This window comes from Pengzhenrongella sicca, from assembly GCF_017569225.1.
GTDB classification, from domain to species: domain Bacteria; phylum Actinomycetota; class Actinomycetes; order Actinomycetales; family Cellulomonadaceae; genus Pengzhenrongella; species Pengzhenrongella sicca.
This window is the reverse complement of sequence record NZ_CP071868.1, coordinates 2,375,824-2,398,957: the sequence shown is the minus strand read 5'-3', so window position 1 is coordinate 2,398,957 and position 23,134 is coordinate 2,375,824. Positions and strand designations below refer to the sequence as shown.

Here is a 23,134-nt window from a genome sequence, read left to right as displayed (position 1 = left end):
GCGCGGTGAGGTGAGCGCGAAGGGGCCGCGGCGCTGGCTGCCGGGCTGGTCGCTGCGGCTGCGGCTGACGGTGCTCACCGCGGGCCTGCTGTGCGTCGCGCTCGCCGTCGGCGCGATCGCGCTGACGGCCGTGCTCTCGCGCAGCCGGCTCGCGGCGCTCGACGACGGCCTGCGCGAGCGGGTGGCGACGGTCGCAGGGCTCGTGGCCGACGATCGCGTGCCCGTGACGCTGCCCGTCGCCGAGCCGGGCGAGATCGTCCAGCTGCTGGACGGGGACGGGCTCGTCGTCGCGTCGTCGACCACGGCCAGCCGAACGCTGCCCGTGCTGCCCGCGCCCGAGGTGGCCGCGCTGCGCCGGGAGGCGGGCGGCGAGCCGCTGGTGCGCACGACGCGGGCCAGCGCGTACGACCCGTCCGCGCGCGTCGCGGTCCTCGCGACGACGCACGACGGCGCCCCCGTGACGGTCGTCGCGAGCGTGCCGCTCGGGCAGGTGCAGGGGCTGCTGCGCGCGCTCGCCATCTCGCTCGGCGCGGTGGTCCCGATCCTGACGGCGGGGCTCGCGGTCGCGATCTGGGTCGTGCTCGGCCGCGCACTCGACCCGGTCGAGCAGCTGCGCCGGGCGGCCGCCCAGGTCGCCCGCGCCGGCGGACCGGGGTCGCTGCCCGTGCCGCCGGCGCGGGACGAGGTCGGGGCGCTCGCGCGCACGCTGAACGAGATGCTCGACCGGCTCGAGGTGGGCGCGGCGCGGCAGCGGGCGTTCGTCGCCGACGCGGCACACGAGCTGCGCTCGCCGCTCGCTGCCCTGCGCGCGAGCATCGAGGTCGCGCAGGCGCACCCGGACGCGTACCGGCCGGCCGAGCTCGCGCGCGACCTCGAGGACGAGGTGCTGCGCATGCAGGGGCTCGTCGACGACCTGCTCGTGCTCGCGCGGGTGGGCTCGACGCCCGTGGTGCGCACCGCCGTCGACCTCGCGCCGCTGGTGCGGGCCGCCGTCGACGTCGCGCAGCAGGCCTCGGCGCGGGCCGACGTGCAGGTCGAGCGCGGCGGCGACGGCGGCGCGTTCGGCGACGAGGCCGCGATCGGCCGGGTCGTGCGGAACCTGCTCGACAACGCCGTCCGGCACGCCGCCGGGCGGGTCCGCGTCACGGTCGCCCCCGGGACGGTCACGGTCGAGGACGACGGCCCCGGCGTGGCGGACGCCGACCGCGAGCGCGTGTTCGAACGGTTCGTCCGCCTCGAGGACGCGCGCGAGCGGGAGGCCGGCGGCACCGGGCTCGGCCTGGCGATCGCCCGCGAGATCGCGCGCGAGCACGACGGCGACGTGCTGCTCGCGGCGTCGGAGCTCGGCGGCCTGCGCGCGACCCTCCGGCTGCCGGTCGACTGACGCGCCGCAGGGCCCACGCGTGCGTCGGGGGATGGGTGTCCACTTTCGTGGCGTTTTGCGCTTGCCGGGCGACCGCTCAGGGAGGAAGGTGATCCCGACCGAGTCGCCGCTGCCACAGTGGGGGGCCTTGCCATGGACACCGCCGACGCGACCGCGGGGGCCCCAGCTCGCGGCGGTGGCGAGACTGCCACGCTCAAGCCCGGAGCGATCGGCTTCGTGGACGCCCTCGTGATCGGGCTCGCCGCGACGTCCCCGGCGTACTCGCTCGCGGCCGTCCTCGGGCCGATCGTGGCGCTCGTCGGCGTCCATGCCCCGGGCGTCCTGCTCGCCTCCTTCGTGCCGATGCTGCTGATCGCGTCGGCCTTCTACTACCTGAACAAGGTTGACCAGGACTGCGGGACGACGTTCTCGTGGGTCACCCGCGCGATGGGCCCGGGCTTCGGGTGGATCGGCGGCTGGGCGATCACGATGACGGGCGTGCTCGTGATCGGCTCGCTCGCGGAGGTCGGCGTCCGGTTCGGACTGCTGACCCTCGGGCTGGACGACCTGGCCGAGTCGAAGCTCGTCGTGACCGTCGGAGCCGTCCTGCTGATCGTGCTGATGACCTGGCTGTGCGTGCTCGGGACCGAGCTGTCGGCCCGGTTCCAGAACTCGCTCATCCTGGCGCAGGTGGTCTCGCTGCTGGTGTTCGCGTTCGTCGCGCTCGTCCAGGTGCTCCAAGGCGACGCAGCGGCCGGCGCGCCGAGTCCGTCTCTGTCCTGGTTCAACCCGTTCGGCGCGGGTGGTGCGGCGCTGACCGGCGGCCTGCTGCTCGGCGTCTTCGCCTACTGGGGCTGGGAGTCCGCGGTCAACCTCTCGGAGGAGACCGAGGACCCGGCGAGCGCGCCCGGCCGGGCGGGGATCTTCTCGACCGTGATCCTGCTCGCGACCTACCTCGGGGTCGCGTTCGCGCTCGTCGCCGGCGTCGGGACCGACTTCCTCACCGAGAACGCCGCGGAGGAGGAGTTCATCTTCGGGCTCCTCGCGACCGACATCCTCGGCGGCTGGGACTGGGTCGTGCTGCTCGCCGTGACGACGTCGGCCATCGCGTCGACCCAGACCACGATCATCCCCGCCTCCCGGACGGCGCTGTCGATGGCCCGGCGGCAGGCCATCCCGGCCCGGTTCGCCCACGTGCACCCGCGCTACCGCACGCCCGACGTGTCCACCTGGTGGGTCGCGGGCATCGCGATCGCCTGGTACCTGGTCCTCTCGCTGACCAGCGAGAATGCGCTGTTCGACTCGCTCACGGCGCTCTCGCTGCTGATCTCCTTCTACTACGCGCTGACCGGGATCGCGTGCGCGATCTACTACCGCCGGCACCTGCTCGACAGCGCACGCAACTTCCTGCTCATCGGCCTCGGCCCGGTGCTCGGCGCGCTGCTGCTGGCGTGGCTGCTGGTCGAGTCGGTCGTCGACATGTCCGACCCCGCAAACTCCTACACGGGCCAGGCCTGGCTCGGCGTCGGGCCGCCGCTGGTGATCGGCGTCGGCGTGCTGGCCACCGGGTTCGTGCTGATGGCGTTCTGGCGTCGGCGGGACACGGCCTTCTGGCAGGAGAAGGCCGGGGTGCCGGACCCCGACCTCGTGCGGGGAACTGTCGGGAGGACGACATGACGTTCGTGCTCGGATACGACGAGTCGCCCGGCGCGGCGCTCGCGCTCGATACCGCGCTCGAGCTCGCCGCCCGCTTCGACGAGACCCTCGTGCTCGTCTACGGCGCGGCACCCCCGGGCGGCCTCGGGGAGGAGTACGCGGCCCACCGCGCCGCCCTGGAGGAGCTGGGGCGCGCCGCGACGGCGCACGCGCTCGAGCGGGCGAAGGCGGCCGGCGTCGCCGCTGAGGTCGAGATCGTGCCCGCGAAGCCGGCCGAGGCGCTGCTCGACGTCGCGGACCGGCGCGACGCGCGCATGATTGTGGTCGGCTCGTACGGCGAGAGCCCGCTGCGGGGGGTCATCCTGGGGTCCACGACCTACAAGGTGCTCAACCAGTCGTCCCGGCCGGTTCTCGTCGTCAAGGCGTGACGAGGGTCAGGGCGTGACGAGGACGGCACGCCGCGGCGCGCGGGCCGCCGCGCGGAGCGTTCCGACGCCGGTCACGAACGCGACCGCGAGGAACGCGAGGTACCCCGCCGCCGCGGGCTCGCCCCAGCGGACCGCGTCGCCGTAGCGCGCGAGCGCGACGCCCTGCAGCACGGCGAGCGCGATCGAGGCGACCGCGGCGGGCCGTAGCCGCGTCGGGTCCCGCTCAAGCAGGGAGTGCACGGCGGCGACTCCGAGGCTCAACGCCCACGCCCCGAGGGCGCGCGCGGTCAGGGGGGTGAGGGGCCAGGGCCAGCCCGGCGCCGCGCCGACGGGGTCCAGGAGCAGCCACGCGCCGAGCGGCAGCAGGACGGCGGCCTGGGCCGCTGCAAGCACCGCGAGCCAGCCGGGAAGGCGGAGCTGGCGCGGCGGGTTGGAGCCGGGGACCCGGGTCTGGGCGACCCACAGCCACCCGAGGGCGATCGGCACGAGCGCGTAGATGGCGAGCCAGCCCCAGGTCACGGCCCGGGTCGCGGGCGGCAGCGCGCCGTCGAGATGGAACGCGTCGAGGTGGACGAGCGTCACGACCAGCGTCACGGTCGTGAAGACCAGGACGGTCGGGACGGCGATCCGCGCCTGCACCCAGAGCCGGGACCGCGCGGCGATCAGCTCGATCGTGGCGCTCGACCAGTAGGCGGCGCCCAGGGTGGCCGCGGTCAGCGGCTCGGCGATCGTCCACGCGAAGTAGCGGTCCGTGCGCGCGGAGAAGACGAACAGCTGCACGCCCGCGAGCAGCACGAGCACGCCAGCCACCACGAGCAGGAGGCGCATCGAGGGCGTGAGGGGTCGAGGGTCCGCCGCGACGTCAGTGCGGGTCGACGGCACGGAGATCCTCGAGGTATCCGTGCAGCAGCTGGATCGAGATGGCTCCCGCCCCGACGGCGGACGCGACGCGTTTGACGGAGCCATACCGGACGTCGCCGACCGCGAACACACCCGCGACCGACGTCTCGAGCATCATCGGCGGGCGCGCGGTTCCGTCCGGTCCGGTGATCGACCCGCCGGGCACGTCCGCCCCGGTGAGGACGAAACCCTGCGCGTCGCGGGCGACCGAGCCGTCGAGCCAACCGGTCATCGGCTCGGAGCCGATCAGCGCGAACAGGCCGTCGGCCTCCTCCCGGCTCAGCGCACCCGTCGCCCGGTCCCGCACGAGCACGTGCTCGAGCCTCCCGTCGCCGCCCCCGCCCGTGACCTCGACCCCCTCGCGGAGGTCGACGGTGGCGAGCGCCGCGAGCTCCCGCACGAGGTAGTCCGACATGCTCGCCGCGACCTGGCCGCGCACGAGCACGCTCACGTGGGTGGCGAACCGCGCGAGGTGCACGGCCGCTTGCCCGGCCGAGTTGCCGCCGCCGACGACGACGACGCGCCGGCCGCGCATCGCGGGCGCCTCCGTCACTGACGCGCCGTAGAAGACCCCGCGGCCGAGCAGCTCCTCTAGCGCCGGGACACCGAGGCGTCGGTACTCGACGCCCGACGCGATCACGACGGCCGAGCTGCGCACGGAGGTGCCGTCGGTGAGGTCGACGACCCGGTCCGCGCCGTCGACCCGCAGCCCTCGCGCGCCTCGCATGAAGTGGAACGTCGCGCCGAACGACCACGCCTGGTTGAACGCGCTGAAGGCCAGCCGATTCCCGGTGACCCCTTGCGGGAAGCCGGGGTAGTTGCGGATGCGCGAGCTCGTGCCCGCCTGGCCGCCGACCGCCTGGCGCTCGATGATCAGCACGCGCAGGCCCTCTGAGGCGGCGTAGACGGCGGCGGCGAGCCCGGCCGGCCCGGCGCCGATGACGGTGACGTCGAAGCGCGCGTCTGCCGGCAGCGGCGAGGTGAGCCCGAACGCCTCGGCGATCTGCGGGAAGGTCGGAGCCACCAGCACGGTGGGCTCCGGCTTGTAGCGCAGGATCACGACCGGCAGCGCTGGGTTGACGAGCCCGGCCGCCTCGAGGAGCTCGCGGCCGCGCTCTGTGTGTGCGTCGTGGAAGCCGATCGGGATGTGGTTGCGCGTGAACAGGTCGCGCATCGTGTGGCTGATGGCGGCGCTCGGGTCGCCGATGATCCGGACTGCCTCGAACCCGCCGCCGACCGCAAGGGACCAGTCCTCGAGGGACTCGGTGACGAGCCGGTGGAACTCCTCGTCGCGCGGGTGCTCGGGGCGCACGCAGTAGTGGTCGATCCGGCCGGCCCCCAGGGCGTCGAAGACCCGCTCGGCGGTGTCGAACCGGCCCCACGTCACGACGACGATGCGTACCGCCGCCGGGTGCAGCTCCCGTACGGCGCCGAGGACGTCGATGCCGTCGTCGTCCTCCGTGGCGCCGATCACGAGCGCGACCTGCGTGCCGTCGTCGCGCAGGTGGGTCAGCAGGTCATGCGCGCTCTCGGGGCGGCACCGCACGATGGCGTAGTCGCGCCCGTAGCGTCGGTCGAGCTCCGTGCCCACCAGGTGCAGCGTGCGCTCGTCGCGACTGGCCAGCACGATCGCCGGTCGCTCGTCCTGTCGTGCCATCGGCAGCCTCCGTGCCAGCGATGTCGCTCGCTCCGCTCGGTCAGGTCCACTCAAGCGCGGTCAGCGGGTGCGGGTCAACATCTGGACCCGGGACACCCGGTCAGGCGCCGACGGTGAGCACGGCGGTCATCGCGTGGCTGGCACCCGGGGCAAGGACGATCGCGTCTGGCCCGACGGCGCAGGTCTCCACGCAGACCATCGCGGGCCACTCGTCGTCGCCGAAGTCGGCCATCGCGGCGGCCTTCGCGACCCACGGGTTCCACACGACGGTGCTGCGCGAGCCGTGCTTGGCGATCGTGACGGTGCGCCCAGCGCCGGGATCGGTCAGGGTCGCGGCGGCCTCGGTCCCGAGGTAGATCCGATCCGTCTCGCGCGTGAACCGCACGGGGACGGCCTCGCCCGGAACGGGTTCGGGCCCGGCGAGCCGGTCGAGGAAGGGCGCGCCCTCGAGCCCGCCGACTGCGGCGGTCCGGACGTCCGTGACGCGCAGGTAGGTGTGCAGCGCCGCCTCGATCCGCACGGGCTCGACGTCGAGGTTGTCGACCTCGAGGCGCAGGGTCAGGTGCGCGCCGACCGTCACGGCGTAGCGCGCGGCGAACCGGTGCGGCCACGCGGAGGCGCGGGTCGCGGCCGTGTCCCCGAGGGCGAGCGTGACCGTGACGTCGCCGTCGGCGTGGTCGACGGCGCCGACCAGGTCCCAGTCGGCCAGGCGTGCGAAGCCGTGGGCCGGCGCGGCGGCGTCGCGCGCGTGCGCGCCGAACCAGGGAAAGCAGATCGGCACCCCGCCGCGCAGCGCCGCGTCGGCCCGGTACTCGCTGGCCGCGCTCATCCAGAGGACGGGCTCGCCACCGACGGGCGTCCACCCGGTGACGTGGGCGCCGTGCAGGTAGATCTCGGCCGTTCCCTCGCGCGCGGTGACCCGCACGACGGGCAGACCGCCACGACCCGTGCCGAGCTGCACGGAGGGTGGGAGCGCGGGGGTGGGCGGGGTTTCGCTGGTTGGCATGGCGCGACGGTATCGGACCGCCCGGCGCGCCGGGGGGCGCCGCCTGGACATCGCGCGACATCGCGCGTCCGGCGGGTGAGAATCCACCCGTGGCGATCACCGTCGGGACCTCGGGCTGGAGCTACGACCACTGGCACCCCGCGCTGTACCCGGACGGCCTCCCGGCGAGCCACCGCCTGGGCTGGTATGCCGACCGGTTCGCCACCGCCGAGCTGAACGCGAGCTTCTACCACTGGCCCCGGGATGCGAGCTTCGCGCGGTGGCGCGAGCGGCTCCCGGAGGGGTTCCGGCTGAGCGTCAAGGCGCCCCGCGGCCTGACCCACGCCAAGCGGCTGTACGCGCCTGAGGTGTGGATCGACCGGATCGCGGCAGGTTGGCACGAGCTCGGGGACCGGCGGGCGGTGCTGCTCGTCCAGCTGGCCCCGCAGCACGCGCGCGACGACGCGCGGCTCGACTACTTTCTGGGCCGGCTGCCCGCGTGGATCCGGGTCGCCGTCGAGCTGCGCCACCCGAGCTGGGCGGCCGAGGAGGTCTACGCACTGCTCGGGCGGCATGGCGCGGCGTACTGCGTGATGAGCGGCGCGGGCCTGCCGTGCGTGCTGCGCGCGACGAGCGACGTCGTCTACGTCCGGCTGCACGGCCCGGACACCGACCACCTGTATGGCGGGTCGTACTCCGACGCCCACCTGGCGTGGTGGGCCGAGCGGATGCGCGAGTGGGACCGCGCCGGTCACGACGTCCTGGCGTACTTCAACAACGACGGCGGTGCGAACGCCGTCCGCAACGCCCAGACCCTGCGCTGGATGCTGGGGGCCTGAGCTGCCGCGCTCGACGGCTGCACTCACCGCTGGGCGGCGGGACCCCCGCCGAGCGGGGGCGGCCCGGCCGGTCAGACGCTCGCGAGCGCCGGCGTCGTCGGCTGGTAGGGGCAGGCCGGGTCCTCGGCAAGCGCGTCGCCCGTCGCCGCGAACGCCCGCGCGCGCGAACCGCCACACAGGTCGGCGTACTCGCACCGGCCGCAGCGGCCCGTGAAGTCGGCGGCGCGGATGCGACGCAGCAGCGGGTCGTCACGGTAGAGCTCGCCGATCGGGACGTCGCGCACGTTGCCGAGCGGCTGCGGCAGGAATCCCGCGGGGTAGACCTCGCCGTCGTACGCGACGAACACGATTCCCTTGCCGTCGCGCGTCGCGGCCGTCTGCGCCCGCGGTCGCCCGACGGGGGCGCCCATGAGCGCGGTGAGTCGGTCGGTCAGCCGCGTGTACAGCGCACCGGCCGGCGCCGGGTCGCCGGCGGTGCGCCGGGCGACGACCCGACGGAAGAACGGCGCCTCGACGGTCCGGACGATGAAGCCGTGCTGGGAGGCGTCGTACAGGAAGTGGCAGATCTCCTCGTGCTCGTCCGGGCTGACGGCCTCGGTGGCGACGCCCCGACCGACCTGGACGAGGAAGAACACCTCCCAGATGCTCGCGCCCGCGCGAGTGATGAGGTCGGCGATGTCGGCGAGCTCGTCGACGTTCGCGCGCATGACGGTCGTGTTGACCTGGACGGTCAGCCCGGCGGCCGAGAGCGCCCGGATCGCCTGGACGGTCGAGGCGAAGTGCCCGACGATCCCCCGCACGCCCTCGTGGGTGTCGGCCAGCGCGCCGTCGAGGCTGATCGAGACGGCCTTAACGCCGCTCGCGACGATTTTGTCGATCATCTCGGCGGTGAGGGCGGGCGTGACCGACGGCGCGAGCGCGACCGGCAGCCCGAGCCCGGTGGCGTGCTCGACCAGGTCGAACAGGTCGGGGCGCAGGAGGCAGTCGCCGCCGGTGAGCACGAGGATCGGGTACGGCCGGCCGAACCCTGCGACCTGGTCGAGCAGCTCGATGCCCTCGGCCGTGCTCAGCTCGCCGGGCAGCGCCTGCGCCGTCGCGCTCGCTCGGCAGTGCTTGCACGCGAGCTGGCAGGCGCGCGTCGTCTCCCAGAACACCAGCATCGGCCGCTTCGCGTAGTCCAGGCCCTTACCGCCGCCGTGGTGGCCGCCGGTCGGCACCGTCGTCGCCGGGACAGTCTCACCGTGCACTCGAGCTGGCATCGCGCTCCCTCTGACCTGGCCCGTTGGCCGCTTGTCTGCGGGCAAGTGTTCGCCGGGTTGCGCGGCGCGCGCCCGGACCTAGGTCCCTCGACCCGGGCACCGCTGGGGTTCGCCGGTCCCGCGACCTGGGTCTGGCCGGCGGCGTGAGAGACTGGGCCCCGTCAGATGCCCTCATGATCTGGTCGGTCTGTCCGTCGCAAGGCACACCGTCCCAGGCCAGAGGGCATCTGATTTTTGTGCCCGACGCCGGGCTTGGCTTTCCCGACATCCGCGCCGCTGCGGTCGTAGGCTGCCGGGATGGGCAAGAAGGCTGATCGCACCCCGTCCACGCAGGCCGCGCCAGCGCAGGCCGCGCCCGCGGACGGCAAAGCCTCCGGTCGCGTGCCCAAGAAGCCGTACGAGAAGGAGCTGTTCCGGCTCCAGGCCGAGCTCGTCACGATGCAGGAGTGGGTCCGCGCGGAGGGCAAGCGGCTCGTCGTGGTGTTCGAGGGCCGCGATGCCGCCGGCAAGGGCAGCACGATCAAGCGCGTCACGCAGTACCTCAACCCGCGCGTCGCGCGGATCGCGGCGCTGCCCGCGCCGAGCGACCGCGAGCGCACCCAGTGGTACTTCCAGCGGTATGTCGACCAGCTCCCGGCCGCCGGCGAGATCGTGCTGTTCGACCGGTCCTGGTACAACCGGGCCGGCGTCGAGCGCGTCATGGGGTTCTGCACCAACGACGAGTACCACCGCTTCCTGCACCAGTGCCCGATCTTCGAGCGGATGCTCGTTGAGGACGGCGTGCTGCTGCGCAAGTACTGGTTCTCCGTCAGCGACGCCGAGCAGGAGGCGCGCTTCCGGTCGCGGCTGGACGACCCGATGCGGCGCTGGAAGCTCTCGCCGATGGACCTCGAGTCCATCAGCCGCTGGGAGGACTACTCGCGCGCGAAGGACCAGATGATGGTGCACACGGACATCCCCGAGGCGCCCTGGTACGTCGTCGAGAGCGATGACAAGCGGCGCGCCCGGATCAACATGATCAGCCACCTGCTCTCGACGCTCCCGTACACCGAGGTCCAGCGCCTGCCGCTCGCGCTGCCGGCCCGGCCGCCCTCGACGGGGTACGTCCGGCCGCCGCGCGACACCCAGACGTACGTCCCCGACCACGCCGGTTCGCTGCTGGCCTGAGACGGGGCAGACTGCACCGGGTGCTCGAGGACCCGATCAGCCGGCTGCTCGCCGCCCCGCCCGACCTGCCGGTCCGGTCCGGGCTCGCCGAGCTCGTCGCCGCGATCGGCGCGGGCGGCACCGCCGTGCTGCAGGCGCCGCCCGGCACCGGCAAGACGACGCTCGTGCCGCCCGCGCTCGCCGCGCTGGTGGCCGGCCGCGTCGTCGTGACCCAGCCGCGGCGGATCGCGGCGCGCGCGGCGGCGCGCCGGCTGGCGTACCTGCTGGGCGAGCCGGTCGGCGAGAGCGTCGGGTACGCCGTCCGCGGGGAGCACCGCGGCGGCGCCGCGACCCGGGTCGAGTTCGTGACCACCGGCGTGCTGCTGCGGCGGCTCCAGCGGGACCCCGACCTGCCGGGCACCGGGGGAGTCGTCCTCGACGAGGTGCACGAGCGCCACCTGGACGGCGACCTCGCGCTCGCGCTGCTCGTGGACGTCCGGGCGAACCTGCGCGACGACCTCGCCCTCGTGGCCATGTCGGCCACCGTCGAGGCCGAGCGCACGGCCGACTTGCTCGGCGGCGCCGCCGGAGCGCCGATGATCGCCGTCCGGGGGTCGCTGCACCCCGTGGCCGAGCTCTGGTGCCCGCCGCCGCCGCGCGTCGCGCGGTCCGACGACCGCGGCGTCACCCCGGGCTTCCTCGACCACGTCGCCGCGTGCGTGCGGCGGGCCCTGGCCGAGCAGGTCGGCGACGTCCTCGTGTTCCTCCCGGGCGCGGGGGAGGTCATGCAGGTCGCGCGCCGGCTCGCCGGCGTCGGCGCCGACGTTCGCCCGCTGCACGGCCGGCTCTCGCACCGCGAGCAGGACCTCGCGCTGACCCAGGGCACGCGCCGCCGGGTCGTGGTCTCGACCGCGGTGGCCGAGTCCTCGCTGACCGTCCCGGGGGTCCGCGTCGTGGTCGACGCCGGCCTCGCTCGCCAGCCGCGCACGGACCACCGCCGCGGGCTCGCGGGGCTCGTGACCGTCAGCGTGAGCCGGGCGGGCGCGACGCAGCGCGCGGGCCGGGCCGGGCGCGAGGCGCCCGGGGCGGTCTATCGCTGCTGGTCCGAGGGCGACCACGCGCGCCTGCCGGAGCATCCCGAGCCCGAGATCGCGACGGCGGACCTCACCTCGTTCGCGCTCGACCTCGCCTGCTGGGGCAGCCCGGACGGCACCGGGCTCGCGCTCATGGACCCGCCGCCGGCCCCCGCGATGGCGGCCGCCCGGGCCGTCCTCGTCGGGATCGGCGCGGTTGGCCCGGCCGGCGCCGTGACGCCGCGCGGCCGGACCATCGCCGGCGTCGGCGCCGACCCGCGGCTCGCCCGTGCGCTGCTCGACGGCGCGGCGGTCCTCGGGCCGCGCCGCGCCGCCGAGATCGTGGCCGTGCTCGCCGACGACGTGCGCGCGCCGGGCGGCGACCTCGTCGCGGCGCTGCGGAGCCTGCGCCGCGGCGGCCCGGACGCCGCCGCGTGGGCCGAGCAGACCCGCCGGTTGCGGGCCGCGGTCCCCGCGAGCCGGGGCCGCGCCGCCCACGGCACCGATCGCGGCACCGAACACCTCACGGACGACCTCGCCGTCGGGCTCGTCGTCGCCCTCGCGCACCCGGATCGGATCGCCCGGCTGCGCTCGAGCGGCTCCGCGTACCTGATGGCCTCGGGAACGGGCGCCGTGCTCGCGGCCGGGAGCCCGCTCACGGGCCTGGGGTGGCTCGCGATCGCCGACGCCGATCGCGGCGCCGGGCGGCGGGACGCCGTCGTGCGGTCCGCGGCGCCGATCGACGAGTCCCTGGCGCTCGAGGCCGCGCCCTTCCTGCTGCGCGACGAGGATCACGTCGGGTGGGACGGCGGCACGGTGGTCGCGCGGCGCATCAGCTGGCTCGGGGCGATCGAGCTGGCGTCGGCCCCGCTGCCGGATCCGCCCCGGGCGCTGGTCGCGGCGGCCGTGCGCGTCGGGCTGGACCGCGACGGGCTGGGCCTGCTGCCCTGGTCGGCGGCGGCAACGACGCTGCGGCGGAGGCTGGCGTTCCTGCACGCGACGTTCGGGCCACCGTGGCCGGACGTCGGCGACGAGGCGCTCACCCGCACCCTCGACGCCTGGCTCGGCCCGGACCTGGCCCGCGTGCGTAGCGCACGGGACCTGCAGCGGATCGGTGTGCCCGCCGCCCTGCGCCGGCTGCTGCCGTGGCCGGAGGCGGGCCGGCTGGACGAGCTCGCCCCCGAGCGGGTCACCGCGGCGAGCGGCGCGAAGGTGGCGGTCGACTACACGGCGGACGAGCCCGTGCTCGCGGTCCGGATCCAGGATGTGTTCGGGTGGACGGCCACGCCGCGGATCGCGGCCGGCCGGGTGCCGCTGGTGCTGCACCTGCTCTCGCCGGCCCGGCGGCCGGTCGCCGTGACCGCCGACCTCGCGTCGTTCTGGCGTACCGGGTACCCGCAGGTCCGCGGCGAGCTGCGGCGGCGTTACCCGCGGCACGCGTGGCCCGACGACCCGCTGACCGCCACGGCGACCCGAACGGGTGGAATCGCACGGCATTAGGGAATTGCCTTCAGGTGTCGGCGCAGGTGACCGATGGCTTGAGTATGTCTCCATCCGCGCGGACAGCTGGCGAGCCCTTCGCCGGCCCGTCAGCGCGGCGAAACGCCGTCTCGACCGCGATGATCGTGGTCGTGCTGGTCGCCCTCGCGGTCGCCGGCGCGGCGTACTTCACGCGCGCGGGCGCCGAGAGCACGCGCACGGAGCGCTCCCTCGGGACACTCGCCACGGAGCTGCGGGTCCAGGATGCGATCAGGTGGCGGGCCGACGGCGGGCGGACGACGGTCGAGGTCGTCGAGGCGGATCTCGCCGCCTCGCGGGCGCGCGCCGAGGACGCGATCTCGGTCGCACGGGCGGGCACGCTCGGCGAGCAGGCCGCGTCCGCGCTCCGCGCGGCCCACGACGCCTACGCCGCCGCCGTCGACGTCGAGATGGACCGGCTCGCTGACGGGCAGGCGGCCGAGGCGCTGGCGCAGGGCCAGGTCACGGTCGAGCCCGCGCTCCAGTCGGCGCTCGCGTTGGTCGGCAGCGCGGAGCGCGCCGTCGTCGACGCCGCCGCCCGGGCCAAGGTCGCCAGCGACCTCGCCGCGCTGTCGGCCCTCGTGCTCGCGGTGGCCGCCGCCGCGCTGCAGGGCCGCCGACGGCTCGGCGAGACCCGCGCTGAGCAGGCCGACCGAAGCGAGCGACGCTTCCGCGCGCTGGTCGACCAGTCGGCGGACATCGTCGTCGTGATCGATCACGCCGGGGCGACGCACTACCTGAGCCCGTCCGCCGAGCGGCGGCTCGGCGGGGACGGGCCCGGCCCGGACGACCGCCTCGACCTGTTCTCCGGCGCGCATCCCGACGACCGCGCCCCGCTGCGCGCTGCGCTGGCGTCGGTGCGGCCCGGTGCGCAGGCGGTGGTGCTCGAGGTACGGCTGCCGGCCCGGCCGACCGACGCGGGCGACGACGGCGCATGGCGCACGTTCGAGCTGACGATCCAGGACCCGGGCGACGACGCGGGCATCGGCGGCCTCGTGCTGACCGGGCACGACGTGACCGAGCCGCGGCGGCTGCAGCGCGAGCTGGAGCATCGCGCGCTGCACGACTCGCTCACCGGCCTGCCGAACCGCGCGCTGCTCGGAGACCGCTTCGACCAGGCGCTGCTCAGCGCGTCCCGGGCCGGGACCGCCGTCGGCCTGCTCCTGATCGACCTCGACCGGTTCAAGGAGATTAACGACACCCTGGGCCACCACTACGGCGACCAGCTGCTCGTCCAGGTCGGCACCCGGTTCGAGAGCGCGCTGCGGGCGTCCGACACGATCGCGCGACTTGGCGGCGACGAGTTCGCGGTCCTGCTCGCGGACGTGGGCGGCCTGGACGCGGCCATGGAGGTGGCGCACACGCTCCAGGCGACGCTGACCAGCTCGTTCGTCGTCGACGGCATCGAGCTGGACGTCGAGGCGAGCATCGGCGTCGTGGTCTCGGGCGAGCACGGCGCCGACGTCACGACGCTGATGCAGCGCGCGGACATCGCGATGTACGTCGCGAAGCAGCGCAACCTGCGCGTCTCGGCGTACGACCCCGGCGGCGACGAGCACAGTCCCACTCGCCTGGCCCTGCTCGGCGACCTGCGGCGGGCGCTGCGCGGCGACGAGCTGGTGCTGCACTACCAGCCGAAGGTCAGCCTCAGCACCGGCGAGGTGTGCGGCGCCGAGGCCCTCGTGCGCTGGCAGCACCCGGAGCGCGGCCTCATCCCGCCGTCGGAGTTCATCCCGCTCGCCGAGAACACCGGCCTGATCGGCCCCTTGACCAGGCACGTGCTGAACCTCGCGCTGCTGCAGCAGCGCCGGTGGATCGACAATGGGTCGCCGCTCAAGCTCGCAGTCAACCTCTCGGCGCGCAACCTCCTGGACGAGCGCCTCGACGTGATGGTGGCCGAGTTGCTCGCCGAGCATGGCGTCCCGGCGCGCTGGCTCACGCTCGAGGTCACGGAGAGCGCGATCATGACGGACCCCAAGCGCGCGCGCGAGCTGCTCGAGCGGATCGCCGAGCAGGGGATCGAGATCGCCATCGACGACTTCGGCGCCGGGTACACGAGTCTCGGGCAGCTCAAGCACCTGCCGGTCACCGAGCTCAAGATCGACCTGTCGTATGTCACGACCATGGACACCGACACCAGCAACAGCCTGATCGTGCGCAGCGTGATCGAGCTCGGCCACAACCTCGGCCTCAGCGCGGTCGCCGAGGGCGTCGAGAGCGCCGCGATCCTGACGGGCCTGACCTCGTTCACCTGCGACGTCGCGCAGGGCTACCACCTGTCCCGGCCGCTGCCCGTCGACGCGTTCGACCGGTGGTGCGCGAGCTGGCCAGGCCTCGTCGCGCTCACAGGCGTGGAGATCCCGCAGCCCCGACCGTTCTGAGCCCCGTCCGTGCCGAACGAGGCCACGCCGCTGGTTTCGTGGCTAGGTTTGACGTCAGGCGCGGCGAGCCGCCGCGGCGTAGGCACCGACCGACGAACGGGTGAGATGCGATGACGATCGGCAGCGGTACGGCGGACGACCCCTGGGTGCTCACGACGGCGCCGGGCACCTCCGGCTACACCATGCACCGCGACGTCGCGGCCGACCCGCCGACGCTCGTGTGCCAGGTCGGCGCGACGACCCTGCGGTATCGGCTGCGCGCGATCGAGGACCTGCACGCCTGGCTCGTCGAGCAGGGGGACTGGGTCCCGCTCGGGGCCGCGGACGAGAAGAAGCCCGCCGCGCCGGGCACCGTCGAGGCGTGGGGACGGTCGCGGGACAATCCGGTCGGCGGCTGGTACGGCCTGCGGGCCGGGTACCGGGGGCGGTTCGGGATGTACCTGCCCCCGCTGCTCGAGGCGCTCGGGCGGGCCGAGCTCACGCACGACGCCCGCAACAACCGGGTCCGGGCCCTCTAGCGGCGCAGTCGCCAGCGGTCGCCAGCCGTCGCGGGGGCTGGGCTACTGACCGCCGAGGCGGGCACGCCACCCGCGCTTCGCCGCGGATACCACCGCCGTGGGCACCCCGGCGGTGGAGCGGTCCTCAGCGCGGGCGTCGTCGGCGGGTCCCGTCGCGAGCAGAACCCCGAGTGCACGGTTGCTCGCGCCGGGCGGGGGGACGCGCGCGATGAGGTGGTGGGCAGCGCTGTAGACGAGCTCGCGGTCTTGCGTGACCGCGACGTCGAAGCGGCCGTCAGTGGTGGCCCGGGCGAAGATCCCGAGCGGGGCGCGATCGCCGAGCACGACGACGAACTTCTCGTCCGCGAGTGGGTCCCGGCCCCCCAGGCGGACGCTGCGGACGTTCGGGACGGCGTCGGCCTCGAGCCCGGTGCCGAAGGCGACGAACAGCAGCGTCTCGGCCGGGATCCCGGACTGGCTCAGCTGGACGGGGAGTGCGCCCTCGCGGCCCATGCCGATCAGGAAGATCGGCCAGGCACCCGTCGAGTGCGCGCCGTAGGCGAGTAGCAGCGCGAGCCGGTCGAGGAGCTCCGCGCGCATCGTCTCGTGCGGACGGTCGCTCATCAGCTCGAACGGCGAGGCGATCTCGAGGTCGAGCGGGGTGATCGTGATCAGGCCGACAGGGGTCAGCGGCGCGGCGTAGTGCATCTTGAGCGGCCCGGGCGCGCCGAGATGGAAGCCCTGGCCGTAGCTGGCGCCGAGCGCGCGGGCCCACGTGGCGTCGGCCTCGCTCTCGATCCCTTCCACGATGAGCGCGGCACCGGACCGCTCCACGTAGCGCAGGAGGCTGCTCACGACGGCCGTCGAGTCGGCGGGCGAGGCCCCGGCAAGCCGGCGCAGGTCGAGCTTGACGACGTCGGCCTGGATGATCGGCAGCAGCGTCAGCGGCGCTCGGCTCGCGCCGACGTCGTCGATCGCGACGCCCCAGCCCATCTCGCGTGCGCGATCGACCGCGCTGAGCACACCCGCCGGGTCGGCCGCCACGGTCCGATCGTTGACCTCGACGAATACCCGGAGCATCGACTCGGCCCGCGTCGCGAGGTGCGCGAGGTCGGGCGGGCACGGGGACCCGACCGCCTGAGCCTCGACGTTGACGAACAACGACATCGCCGGTGGGACCCCAGCGTCGAGGACGGCTCCGAAGGCCGCCGTGCGGCACACCCAGTCGAGCTCGGCGACCCGCCCGGTGCGCCGGCCCGCGTCGAAGAGGGCCTGGGGGCTGGCGAACTGCGTGCCGACCGGCCCGCGCGCGAGCGCCTCGAGGCCGACGACCTGCCCCGAGTGCAGGTCGAGGATGGGCAGGAACACGACGTCGACCGCGCGCCGGTCGAGGAGATCGGCGAACTCCGTGTCGGCGAACTCCTGGTCGGCGGCCGTCTGGTCGGCGACGCCGTCGACGCCGGCCGTGAGCTCCCGATCGCTGTCTGTGCCGAGCATCGTTGACCACCTGCCGGTTCGTGGGCGTGGTCCCTCGGGGATCGACCGTTCCGCATCGGTGCGGCCCGGGTCGCGGGGGACTTCTTGATGGATGATCGGCCGCCGCACGCACTTCGTGAGCGAATCGGGTGCGCTGTCCGCGCCCGCGGACTCCCGTGCCGTTCAGGTCCGCCAGGCCTCGTAGAAGTGGTGCACCGGGCCGGGGCCGGCCCCGATCTCGAGCGTGTCCGCCGCGGCGAGGGCGCCCGTGAGCCAGCGCTTCGCCTCGTCGACGACGCCGGGCCAGTCCAGCGGGCGCGCGGCTGCTGCGGGCGCCGCTGGCGCGGTCGCTACGCCAGCCGCGAGCGGGGCTGTCGCGTGGGCCGCAAGCGCGGCGATGGCCGAGGAGAGGGTGCACCCGGTGCCGTGCGTGTTCCGGGTCGGCACGCGCGGCGCGTGCAGGAGGCGCTCGCCCGCGGCGTCGAGCCAGAGGTCGGTGGCGTCCGGCCCGCGCAGGTGCCCGCCCTTGAGCAGCACCCGCCGCGCGCCGAGCTCGCGCAGCGCATGCGCCTGGGCGCGCATCGCGTCGAGGTCACCGGCCTCGGCGACGTCCAGCAGCGCCGCCGACTCGGGCAGGTTCGGGGTCACGACCGACGCGTAAGGCAGAAGCCGGCGCATCGCCGCGACGGCGTCGTCGTCGAGCAGGCGGGCACCGCTCGTCGCGACCATCACCGGGTCCAGCACCACGACGGGATCGGGCTCGCCGCCGCCGGCGGGGGACCGCTCGGCCAGCAGCTGGGTCACCGCCTCGATGATCGGCGCCGTCGCGAGCATGCCGATCTTCACGGCGTCGAGGCGGACGTCGGCGAGCAGGGTGTCGAGCTGTTCGCGGACGAACCGCGGCGGCACGGTGTGCACCCCCGACACGCCCCGGGTGCTCTGCGCGGTGAGGGCGGTCAGCACCGCGGTCCCGTACACGCCCAGCGCCGAGAACGTCTTCAGGTCCGCCTGGATCCCGGCGCCGCCCGAGGGGTCGGAGCCAGCGATCGTCAGGGCGACGGGCGGCCGGGTCATGCCCGCGCCCCGTCCCAGCGGGCCCGCAGCGCCGCCGTCGCCGCCCGGACGTCGGGTTGGCCGCAGATCGCGCTGACGACGGCGACCCCCGCGGCGCCCGCCGCGCGCAGCTGCGGGAGGCGTCCGGCGGTGATGCCCCCGATCGCGACGCACGGCCACGGGCTTGCGGCCGCGATGCGCCGGAGGGCGTCGACACCGCCGGGCGGCGCGTGGTCGGGCTTCGTGGCGGTCGCCCACACCGGCCCGACCCCGAGGTAGTCGACGGCGTCGATCCCGTGCGCGAGGGCGGCTTCCACGTGCGCGGTGGTCTGGACGGAGAGCCCGAGGAACCCGTCCTCGCCGAGGAGGGCGCGCGCCTGCGCGACGTCGAGGTCGCCCTGGCCCACGTGCGCGCCGTCCGCGCCGATCGGGGCGACGAGATGCACCCGGTCGTTCACGAGCAGCGGGACCCCCGTGCCCGCCAGGCGCGCGCGCACGGCGCGTCCCAGGCGGACGAGCTCGTCGTCGGTCGCCTGCGGGTCGCGGAGCTGGACCGCGGTGACCCCGGCGCCGACCGCCGCCGCGACGGTGGCCTCCACGCCCAGCGCGGCGCACAGCGCCGCGTCGGTCACCAGGTACAGCGAGAGGTCCAGCGGCGCGCGCCGTCCCGGCCGGCGCGTCACGCGAGCCGGACCCGGTCGACGAGTCCGTCGGGTTCGATCGCCGCGAGCGCGTCGAGCAGCGCCACCGCGAAGCTGCCGGGGCCCGCGCTCGCGTTCGCCGCGGTCTCTGCGGCGACCGTCAGCGTCGCAGTCGCGGTGACGGCCGCGAGCAGCGCGTCGGGGGTGACGGCGCAGCACGCCGCCATCAGCGCGCCGAGCGCGCACCCCACGCCCGTCACGCGGGTCAGCAACGGGTGGCCGTTGGCCACGCGCACGACCCGTTCGCCGTCGGTCAGGTGATCGACCTCGCCGCTGATCGCGACGACGCAGCCGTGCTCGCGGGCAAGGGCGATCGCGGCGGGCAGCGCCGCCTCCGGGCTGTGCGTCGCGTCCACGCCCTTGCCGCCCGCGCCGCCGGCGAGGGCCAGGATCTCGGACGCGTTGCCGCGCAGGATCGTCGGCGCGCTCCGGTCGGGCGTCGTGGGCGCGAGCAGCCGCTCGGCCGTGCGCGTCCGCCAGGAGAGCGCCCCGGCGCCGACAGGGTCGAGGACCCACGGCGTCGCGGCGCTCGTCGCGGCGGCGACCGCGAGGAGCATCGCCGCGACGGTCTCGTCCGACGGAGTCCCGAGGTTGACCAGCACCGCGTCGGCGGCCGCCGCCATCGGGGCGGCCTCGTGCGGGTTGTCGACCATGATCGGGCTGGCTCCCACCGCGAGCAGGAGGTTAGCGGTCCACTGCGCGACCACGACGTTCGTCAGGCAGTGGACCAGGGGTGCTCGCTCACGCAGCGCGGCGAGCACCCCGCCGACATCGTTGGCGCTGATCGACTCAGCGCCGATGGCGTCGGCGCGCAGCTCGCTCGTGCGCAGGTCAGTGTTCGGTCGATCAGGTCGATCAGGTCGTGCAGAAGGTGCGGGCATCCGCGACGTTCCCTTCGCTAGTGCGAACTAGATCAGGTTCAACGGGTGTGTTCTCAGCCGCGCCACGCACGGCACCCCGCGTCGGTCGTCGACCCTACGCCCGCCGGCGGGCACCGGACGCCTGCGGGCGCGTCCGGTGTAGCGTTCGCGGCGCACGAGAGACGACAGGGGAGCGCCGCCGCAGATCGGTGGGCGCTGAGAGTGCGGTTCGCCGCAGACCCTCGAACCTGATCCGGTTAGTACCGGCGAAGGGAGTCGAGTTCTTGGGGAGCCGGCGACCGTCGGCGCCCTCCCCTCCTGACGTTCCAGGAGGACCGCACCATGACCATGCACGCACCTGACGCACCCGACGCACCTGACGCACCCGATGCACCCGTCTCGCTCCGAACGGCCCGGCGATCGCGCTGGCGCGTCGTCGACATCGTCGTCGCCTCGATCGTCGCGGCGACCGTCGGCGTCGTCTTCTGGGGGTGGTCCGCCGGCTACGTCGCCGTCGCGTTGCTCACGGTGAGCTTCCCCCCGCTCGCGGGCCTGTACAGCGGCGGCTGGCTGCTCGCCGGCGCGCTCGGCGCGCTGATCGTCCGGCGCCCGGGAGCGGCGCTGTACTGCGAGCTCGTGGCGGCGGTCGTCGAGGGCTTCCTGGGCACGCACTTCGGCTGGACCGTGGTCATCTCGGGTCTCATGCAGGGCCTTGCGGCCGAGTTCGTGTTCGCCGCGTTCCGGTACCGGCGGTGGACCCTCCCGGTCGCGCTGCTGGCCGGCGGCGTCGCCGGGCTCGCGCTCGGCGCGACGGAGAACGTGCTCTACCACGTCGCCTGGGCCGGGCAGTGGCAGCGGGTGTACCTGGTCCTCACGGCGGCGTCCGGCGTCGTCCTCGCCGGAGCGGTGCCCTGGTTCGGCGTGCGCGCACTCGCCCGGACGGGGGTCCTCGCGCACCTGGCCTCGCGCGGCGCGGCGACCGAGTCGGCCGTGCGCCGGACTCCCGCGTGAGTGCGCCGGTGGTCCGGCCGGCGTCGATCACCGCGCAGGGGTGGGGCTGGCGCCACGCGGGTCGGGTGCGGCCGGCCCTGCAGGGGCTCGACCTGCACGTCGAGGCCGGCGAGCGAGTACTTCTGCTCGGTCCCTCCGGCGCGGGTAAGTCGACCTTCCTGCAGGCCGTCGCGGGCGTGCTGGACGACGGCTCCGGCGGGTCGGAGTCCGGCCGCCTCCTGGTGGACGGCGCCCCGGCGGCGGGCCAGCGCGGGCGGGTCGGGCTGATGCAGCAGGACCCGGAGAGCCAGATCGTGCTCGCCCGGATCGGCGACGATGTCGCGTTCGGCGCGGAGAACCTCGCGGTGCCGCGCGCGCAGATCTGGACCCGGGTCGCCGAGAGCCTCGCGGCCGTCGGCCTCGACCTGCCGCACGGGCACCCGACGTCGGCCCTGTCGGGCGGGCAGAAGCAGCGGCTGGGGCTGGCCGGGATCCTCGCGATGCGCCCCGGCGCGCTGATCCTGGACGAGCCCACGGCGAACCTCGACCCGCGGGGCGTGCTCGAGGTCCGGGACGCGGTGGTGCGCGTGCTCGGAGCGACCGGCTCGACGCTGATCGTGGTGGAGCACCGGGTCGAGGTGTGGGTCGACGTCGTTGACCGCATCGTCGTGCTCGGTCGGGGCGGCGCGGTGGTGGCAGACGGGGCGCCGGCCCGCGTGCTCGCGGGGCAGCGGTCGACCCTCGACGCGGCGGGCGTGTGGGTACCTGGGCGCGCGCCGCAGGTCACCGCGCGCGGGCTCCCCGCCTGCGGCGCGGCGGCCGTCGCGCCCGTCACGCTGCTCGCGGCGCGCGACCTGGCCGTCGCCCGCGTGCCGGGCCGACGCCGTCGGCCGTCGCCGCCCGTGGCCGCGGGGATCGGTCTGTCGGTCGCGGCCGGGGAAGCGCTCGTGGTGACCGGGCCGAACGGCGCCGGGAAGTCGACGCTCGCCCTGACGCTCGCCGGGCTGCTGCCAGCCGCCGGTGGCTCGGTCGTCGCGGGGGCGCCCCTGCGGTCGGGCGGCGTCGGGGCGGATCCGGCCGACTGGACCGCGGCCGAGCTCATCACCCGGATTGCCATGGTCTTCCAGGAACCGGAGCACCAGTTCGTCACCGGCACCGTCCGCGACGAGATCGCGTTCGGGCCGCGCCGGGTCGCCGCCCGTGGCCGACGCCGGTCCCCGCGGCTTCGCGAGGCCGGCGCCGGTCGCGTCGACGAGCTGCTCGAGCGGTTGCGCTTGACCGACCTCGCGGGCGCGAACCCGTTCACGCTCTCCGGCGGCGAGAAGCGGCGGGTCTCGGTCGCGACGGCACTGGCGACGAGCCCCGCCGTCCTCGTGCTCGACGAGCCCACCTTCGGCCAGGACGCGACGACCTGGGCCGAGCTTGCGGGCCTCTTCGGCGAGCTGCTCGACGCCGGCAGCGCGATCGTCGCCGTCAGCCACGACGCCGAGATCGCGGGCGTGCTCGGCGCCGCGCGGCTCGAGCTCGGCGGCGCGGCGCGTACGCCCCGACGGGCGCCTGCCAGGTCCGGGCGGGCGGCGTGACGGCGCCCGTCCTCGCGCGGGCGAACCCGCTCGCGAAGCTCGCCGGGGCGCTCGTGCTGACGGTCGTCCTGCTGCTCTCGGTCGACTGGGTCTCGGCCTGCGTCGCGCTCGCGTTCGAGCTCGCGGTCGTGCCCCTCGCCGGGCTCACCTACCGCGGCCTCGCCCTGCGCGGATGGCCGATCCTCGCCGCTGCGACGCTCAGCGGCTACAGCACGGCGGTGCTCGCCGACCCGAGCGGGCCGGTGGTGATCCGGCTCGGCGCGGTGGCCGTCAGCGCCGGCGCGATCGCGGCGGCGTGGCGATCGCGATGCGCGCGCTCGCGATCGCCCTGCCGGGGGTTCTCCTGCTGACCTGCACCGACCCGACGGACCTCGCGGACGGGCTCGCGCAGCGGCTCCGGCTGCCGTCCCGGTTCGTTCTCGGTGCGCTCGCCGCGCTACGCTTGGTCGGGTTGCTCGGCCACGAGTGGACCACCCTGACGATGGCGCGGCGGGCCCGCGGGCTGGGCGGCCGGCGCGGCCGGCGGCCCGGGCTCCGGGTCCAGGCCGACCAGGCGTCCGTGCTGCTCGTGCAGGCGATCCGGCGCGCCACCCGCCTGGCGATCACGATGGAGGCGCGCGGCTTCGGCGGCGGGACCCGGACGTGGGCCCGCGCGAGCGTCTTCAGCCGGGTCGATGCGGGGGTCGCGGCCGCCGCGGTCGGCGTCGCAGCGGCCGCCGTCGCGGCGGCGGTCCTGGCCGGTACCTGGAGTCCGATCTGGGCGTGAGCG

General features: G+C 75.2%; 20 protein-coding genes and 2 riboswitches. Of the genes, 12 read left to right on the top strand and 8 right to left on the bottom strand.

The features are described from left to right. Positions 1–10 precede the first annotated feature (10 nt). The 3 genes from J4E96_RS10945 to J4E96_RS10935 all read left to right on the top strand — a co-directional run bounded on the left by J4E96_RS10945 (position 11) and on the right by J4E96_RS10935 (position 3,447). Positions 11–1,384, top strand: coding sequence for a sensor histidine kinase (locus J4E96_RS10945; protein ID WP_227422142.1), 1,374 nt, complete (start codon positions 11–13; stop codon positions 1,382–1,384). Positions 1,385–1,516: 132 nt separating this feature from the next. Next, positions 1,517–3,040, top strand: a complete 1,524-nt coding sequence (locus J4E96_RS10940; RefSeq protein ID WP_227422141.1) for an APC family permease — start codon at positions 1,517–1,519, stop codon at positions 3,038–3,040. Next, the gene (locus J4E96_RS10935; RefSeq protein ID WP_227422140.1) at positions 3,037–3,447 is read left to right on the top strand and encodes a universal stress protein; all 411 of its coding nucleotides are present in this window, start codon (positions 3,037–3,039) and stop codon (positions 3,445–3,447) included. Before J4E96_RS10940 ends, J4E96_RS10935 begins: the two co-directional genes overlap by 4 nt. 6 nt (positions 3,448–3,453) lie before the next feature. On the opposite strand, the gene J4E96_RS10930 is transcribed toward J4E96_RS10935, so the two are convergent. The 3 genes from J4E96_RS10930 to J4E96_RS10920 all read right to left on the bottom strand — a co-directional run bounded on the left by J4E96_RS10930 (position 3,454) and on the right by J4E96_RS10920 (position 7,010). Then, complete coding sequence (locus J4E96_RS10930) at positions 3,454–4,329, bottom strand: hypothetical protein (RefSeq protein ID WP_227422139.1); 876 nt, start codon at positions 4,327–4,329, stop codon at positions 3,454–3,456. Then, on the bottom strand, positions 4,310–6,004 hold the full coding sequence (locus tag J4E96_RS10925) for an FAD-dependent oxidoreductase (RefSeq protein ID WP_227422138.1): 1,695 nt from the start codon (positions 6,002–6,004) through the stop codon (positions 4,310–4,312). The genes J4E96_RS10930 and J4E96_RS10925 overlap by 20 nt, the downstream gene beginning before the upstream one ends. Before the next feature lie 100 nt (positions 6,005–6,104). Then, positions 6,105–7,010 carry a D-hexose-6-phosphate mutarotase gene (locus J4E96_RS10920; RefSeq protein ID WP_227422137.1) on the bottom strand — a complete coding sequence of 302 codons (906 nt, stop codon included), beginning with the start codon at positions 7,008–7,010 and terminating at the stop codon, positions 6,105–6,107. A gap of 89 nt (positions 7,011–7,099) precedes the next feature. On the opposite strand from J4E96_RS10920, the gene J4E96_RS10915 reads away from it, so the two are divergent. Then, positions 7,100–7,828 (top strand): DUF72 domain-containing protein, encoded by a 729-nt coding sequence (locus J4E96_RS10915; protein ID WP_227422136.1) that lies wholly within the window; start codon positions 7,100–7,102, stop codon positions 7,826–7,828. Between the two features lie 71 nt (positions 7,829–7,899). Here J4E96_RS10915 and J4E96_RS10910 read toward each other — a convergent pair whose 3' ends face one another. Next, positions 7,900–9,087 (bottom strand): TIGR04053 family radical SAM/SPASM domain-containing protein, encoded by a 1,188-nt coding sequence (locus tag J4E96_RS10910; protein WP_227422135.1) that lies wholly within the window; start codon positions 9,085–9,087, stop codon positions 7,900–7,902. 381 nt (positions 9,088–9,468) lie between these two features. On the opposite strand from J4E96_RS10910, the gene ppk2 reads away from it, so the two are divergent. The 4 genes from ppk2 (at position 9,469) to J4E96_RS10890 (ending at position 15,723) form a co-directional block, all read left to right on the top strand. Then, positions 9,469–10,254 (top strand): polyphosphate kinase 2, encoded by a 786-nt coding sequence (ppk2, locus tag J4E96_RS10905; protein ID WP_227425734.1) that lies wholly within the window; start codon positions 9,469–9,471, stop codon positions 10,252–10,254. 20 nt (positions 10,255–10,274) lie between these two features. Then, a complete protein-coding gene (gene hrpB / locus J4E96_RS10900; RefSeq protein WP_227422134.1) occupies positions 10,275–12,806 on the top strand; it encodes an ATP-dependent helicase HrpB in 2,532 nt (843 codons plus the stop codon). A gap of 44 nt (positions 12,807–12,850) precedes the next feature. After that, entirely contained in the window at positions 12,851–15,205 is a 2,355-nt protein-coding gene (locus J4E96_RS10895; RefSeq protein ID WP_227422133.1) for a putative bifunctional diguanylate cyclase/phosphodiesterase, read from the top strand. Between the two features lie 110 nt (positions 15,206–15,315). Further along, entirely contained in the window at positions 15,316–15,723 is a 408-nt protein-coding gene (locus J4E96_RS10890; protein ID WP_227422132.1) for a DUF6855 family protein, read from the top strand. Positions 15,724–15,765: 42 nt separating this feature from the next. On the opposite strand, the gene J4E96_RS10885 is transcribed toward J4E96_RS10890, so the two are convergent. The 4 genes from J4E96_RS10885 to thiM all read right to left on the bottom strand — a co-directional run bounded on the left by J4E96_RS10885 (position 15,766) and on the right by thiM (position 19,813). Then, entirely contained in the window at positions 15,766–17,199 is a 1,434-nt protein-coding gene (locus J4E96_RS10885; protein WP_227422131.1) for a sensor domain-containing phosphodiesterase, read from the bottom strand. 162 nt (positions 17,200–17,361) lie between these two features. Beyond that, complete coding sequence (gene thiD, locus J4E96_RS10880; protein WP_227422130.1) at positions 17,362–18,252, bottom strand: bifunctional hydroxymethylpyrimidine kinase/phosphomethylpyrimidine kinase; 891 nt, start codon at positions 18,250–18,252, stop codon at positions 17,362–17,364. Beyond that, positions 18,249–18,914, bottom strand: a complete 666-nt coding sequence (thiE, locus tag J4E96_RS10875; RefSeq protein WP_227422129.1) for a thiamine phosphate synthase — start codon at positions 18,912–18,914, stop codon at positions 18,249–18,251. The genes thiD and thiE overlap by 4 nt, the downstream gene beginning before the upstream one ends. Beyond that, positions 18,911–19,813 (bottom strand): hydroxyethylthiazole kinase, encoded by a 903-nt coding sequence (gene thiM / locus J4E96_RS10870; RefSeq protein WP_227422128.1) that lies wholly within the window; start codon positions 19,811–19,813, stop codon positions 18,911–18,913. Before thiM ends, thiE begins: the two co-directional genes overlap by 4 nt. Next, positions 19,805–19,902: riboswitch (TPP riboswitch) on the bottom strand. (Overlaps the previous gene by 9 nt.) 67 nt (positions 19,903–19,969) lie before the next feature. Then, positions 19,970–20,084: riboswitch (TPP riboswitch) on the top strand. 50 nt (positions 20,085–20,134) lie between these two features. On the opposite strand from thiM, the gene J4E96_RS10865 reads away from it, so the two are divergent. Genes J4E96_RS10865 through J4E96_RS20315 form a run of 4 tightly spaced genes read left to right on the top strand, consistent with a single transcriptional unit; the run spans position 20,135 to position 23,131 of the window. Then, a complete protein-coding gene (locus J4E96_RS10865; protein WP_406619749.1) occupies positions 20,135–20,803 on the top strand; it encodes an ECF transporter S component in 669 nt (222 codons plus the stop codon). After that, positions 20,800–22,365 (top strand): ABC transporter ATP-binding protein, encoded by a 1,566-nt coding sequence (locus J4E96_RS10860; RefSeq protein ID WP_227422127.1) that lies wholly within the window; start codon positions 20,800–20,802, stop codon positions 22,363–22,365. Before J4E96_RS10865 ends, J4E96_RS10860 begins: the two co-directional genes overlap by 4 nt. Beyond that, a complete protein-coding gene (locus J4E96_RS20320) occupies positions 22,362–22,715 on the top strand; it encodes a hypothetical protein (protein WP_319637673.1) in 354 nt (117 codons plus the stop codon). Before J4E96_RS10860 ends, J4E96_RS20320 begins: the two co-directional genes overlap by 4 nt. Beyond that, positions 22,661–23,131 (top strand): energy-coupling factor transporter transmembrane component T family protein, encoded by a 471-nt coding sequence (locus tag J4E96_RS20315; protein ID WP_319637672.1) that lies wholly within the window; start codon positions 22,661–22,663, stop codon positions 23,129–23,131. Before J4E96_RS20320 ends, J4E96_RS20315 begins: the two co-directional genes overlap by 55 nt. Positions 23,132–23,134 lie beyond the last annotated feature (3 nt).

Coding starts and splice junctions, on each gene's coding strand:
- J4E96_RS10940 (WP_227422141.1), top strand. CDS start 1,517: ATGGACACCGCCGACGCGACCGCGGGGGCCCCAGCTCGCGGCGGTGGC.
- J4E96_RS10935 (WP_227422140.1), top strand. CDS start 3,037: ATGACGTTCGTGCTCGGATACGACGAGTCGCCCGGCGCGGCGCTCGCG.
- J4E96_RS10925 (WP_227422138.1), bottom strand. CDS start 6,004: ATGGCACGACAGGACGAGCGACCGGCGATCGTGCTGGCCAGTCGCGAC.
- J4E96_RS10920 (WP_227422137.1), bottom strand. CDS start 7,010: ATGCCAACCAGCGAAACCCCGCCCACCCCCGCGCTCCCACCCTCCGTG.
- J4E96_RS10910 (WP_227422135.1), bottom strand. CDS start 9,087: ATGCCAGCTCGAGTGCACGGTGAGACTGTCCCGGCGACGACGGTGCCG.
- J4E96_RS10895 (WP_227422133.1), top strand. CDS start 12,851: ATGTCTCCATCCGCGCGGACAGCTGGCGAGCCCTTCGCCGGCCCGTCA.
- J4E96_RS10890 (WP_227422132.1), top strand. CDS start 15,316: ATGACGATCGGCAGCGGTACGGCGGACGACCCCTGGGTGCTCACGACG.
- J4E96_RS10885 (WP_227422131.1), bottom strand. CDS start 17,199: ATGCTCGGCACAGACAGCGATCGGGAGCTCACGGCCGGCGTCGACGGC.
- thiD (WP_227422130.1), bottom strand. CDS start 18,252: ATGACCCGGCCGCCCGTCGCCCTGACGATCGCTGGCTCCGACCCCTCG.
- thiM (WP_227422128.1), bottom strand. CDS start 19,813: ATGCCCGCACCTTCTGCACGACCTGATCGACCTGATCGACCGAACACT.
- J4E96_RS10865 (WP_406619749.1), top strand. CDS start 20,135: ATGACCATGCACGCACCTGACGCACCCGACGCACCTGACGCACCCGAT.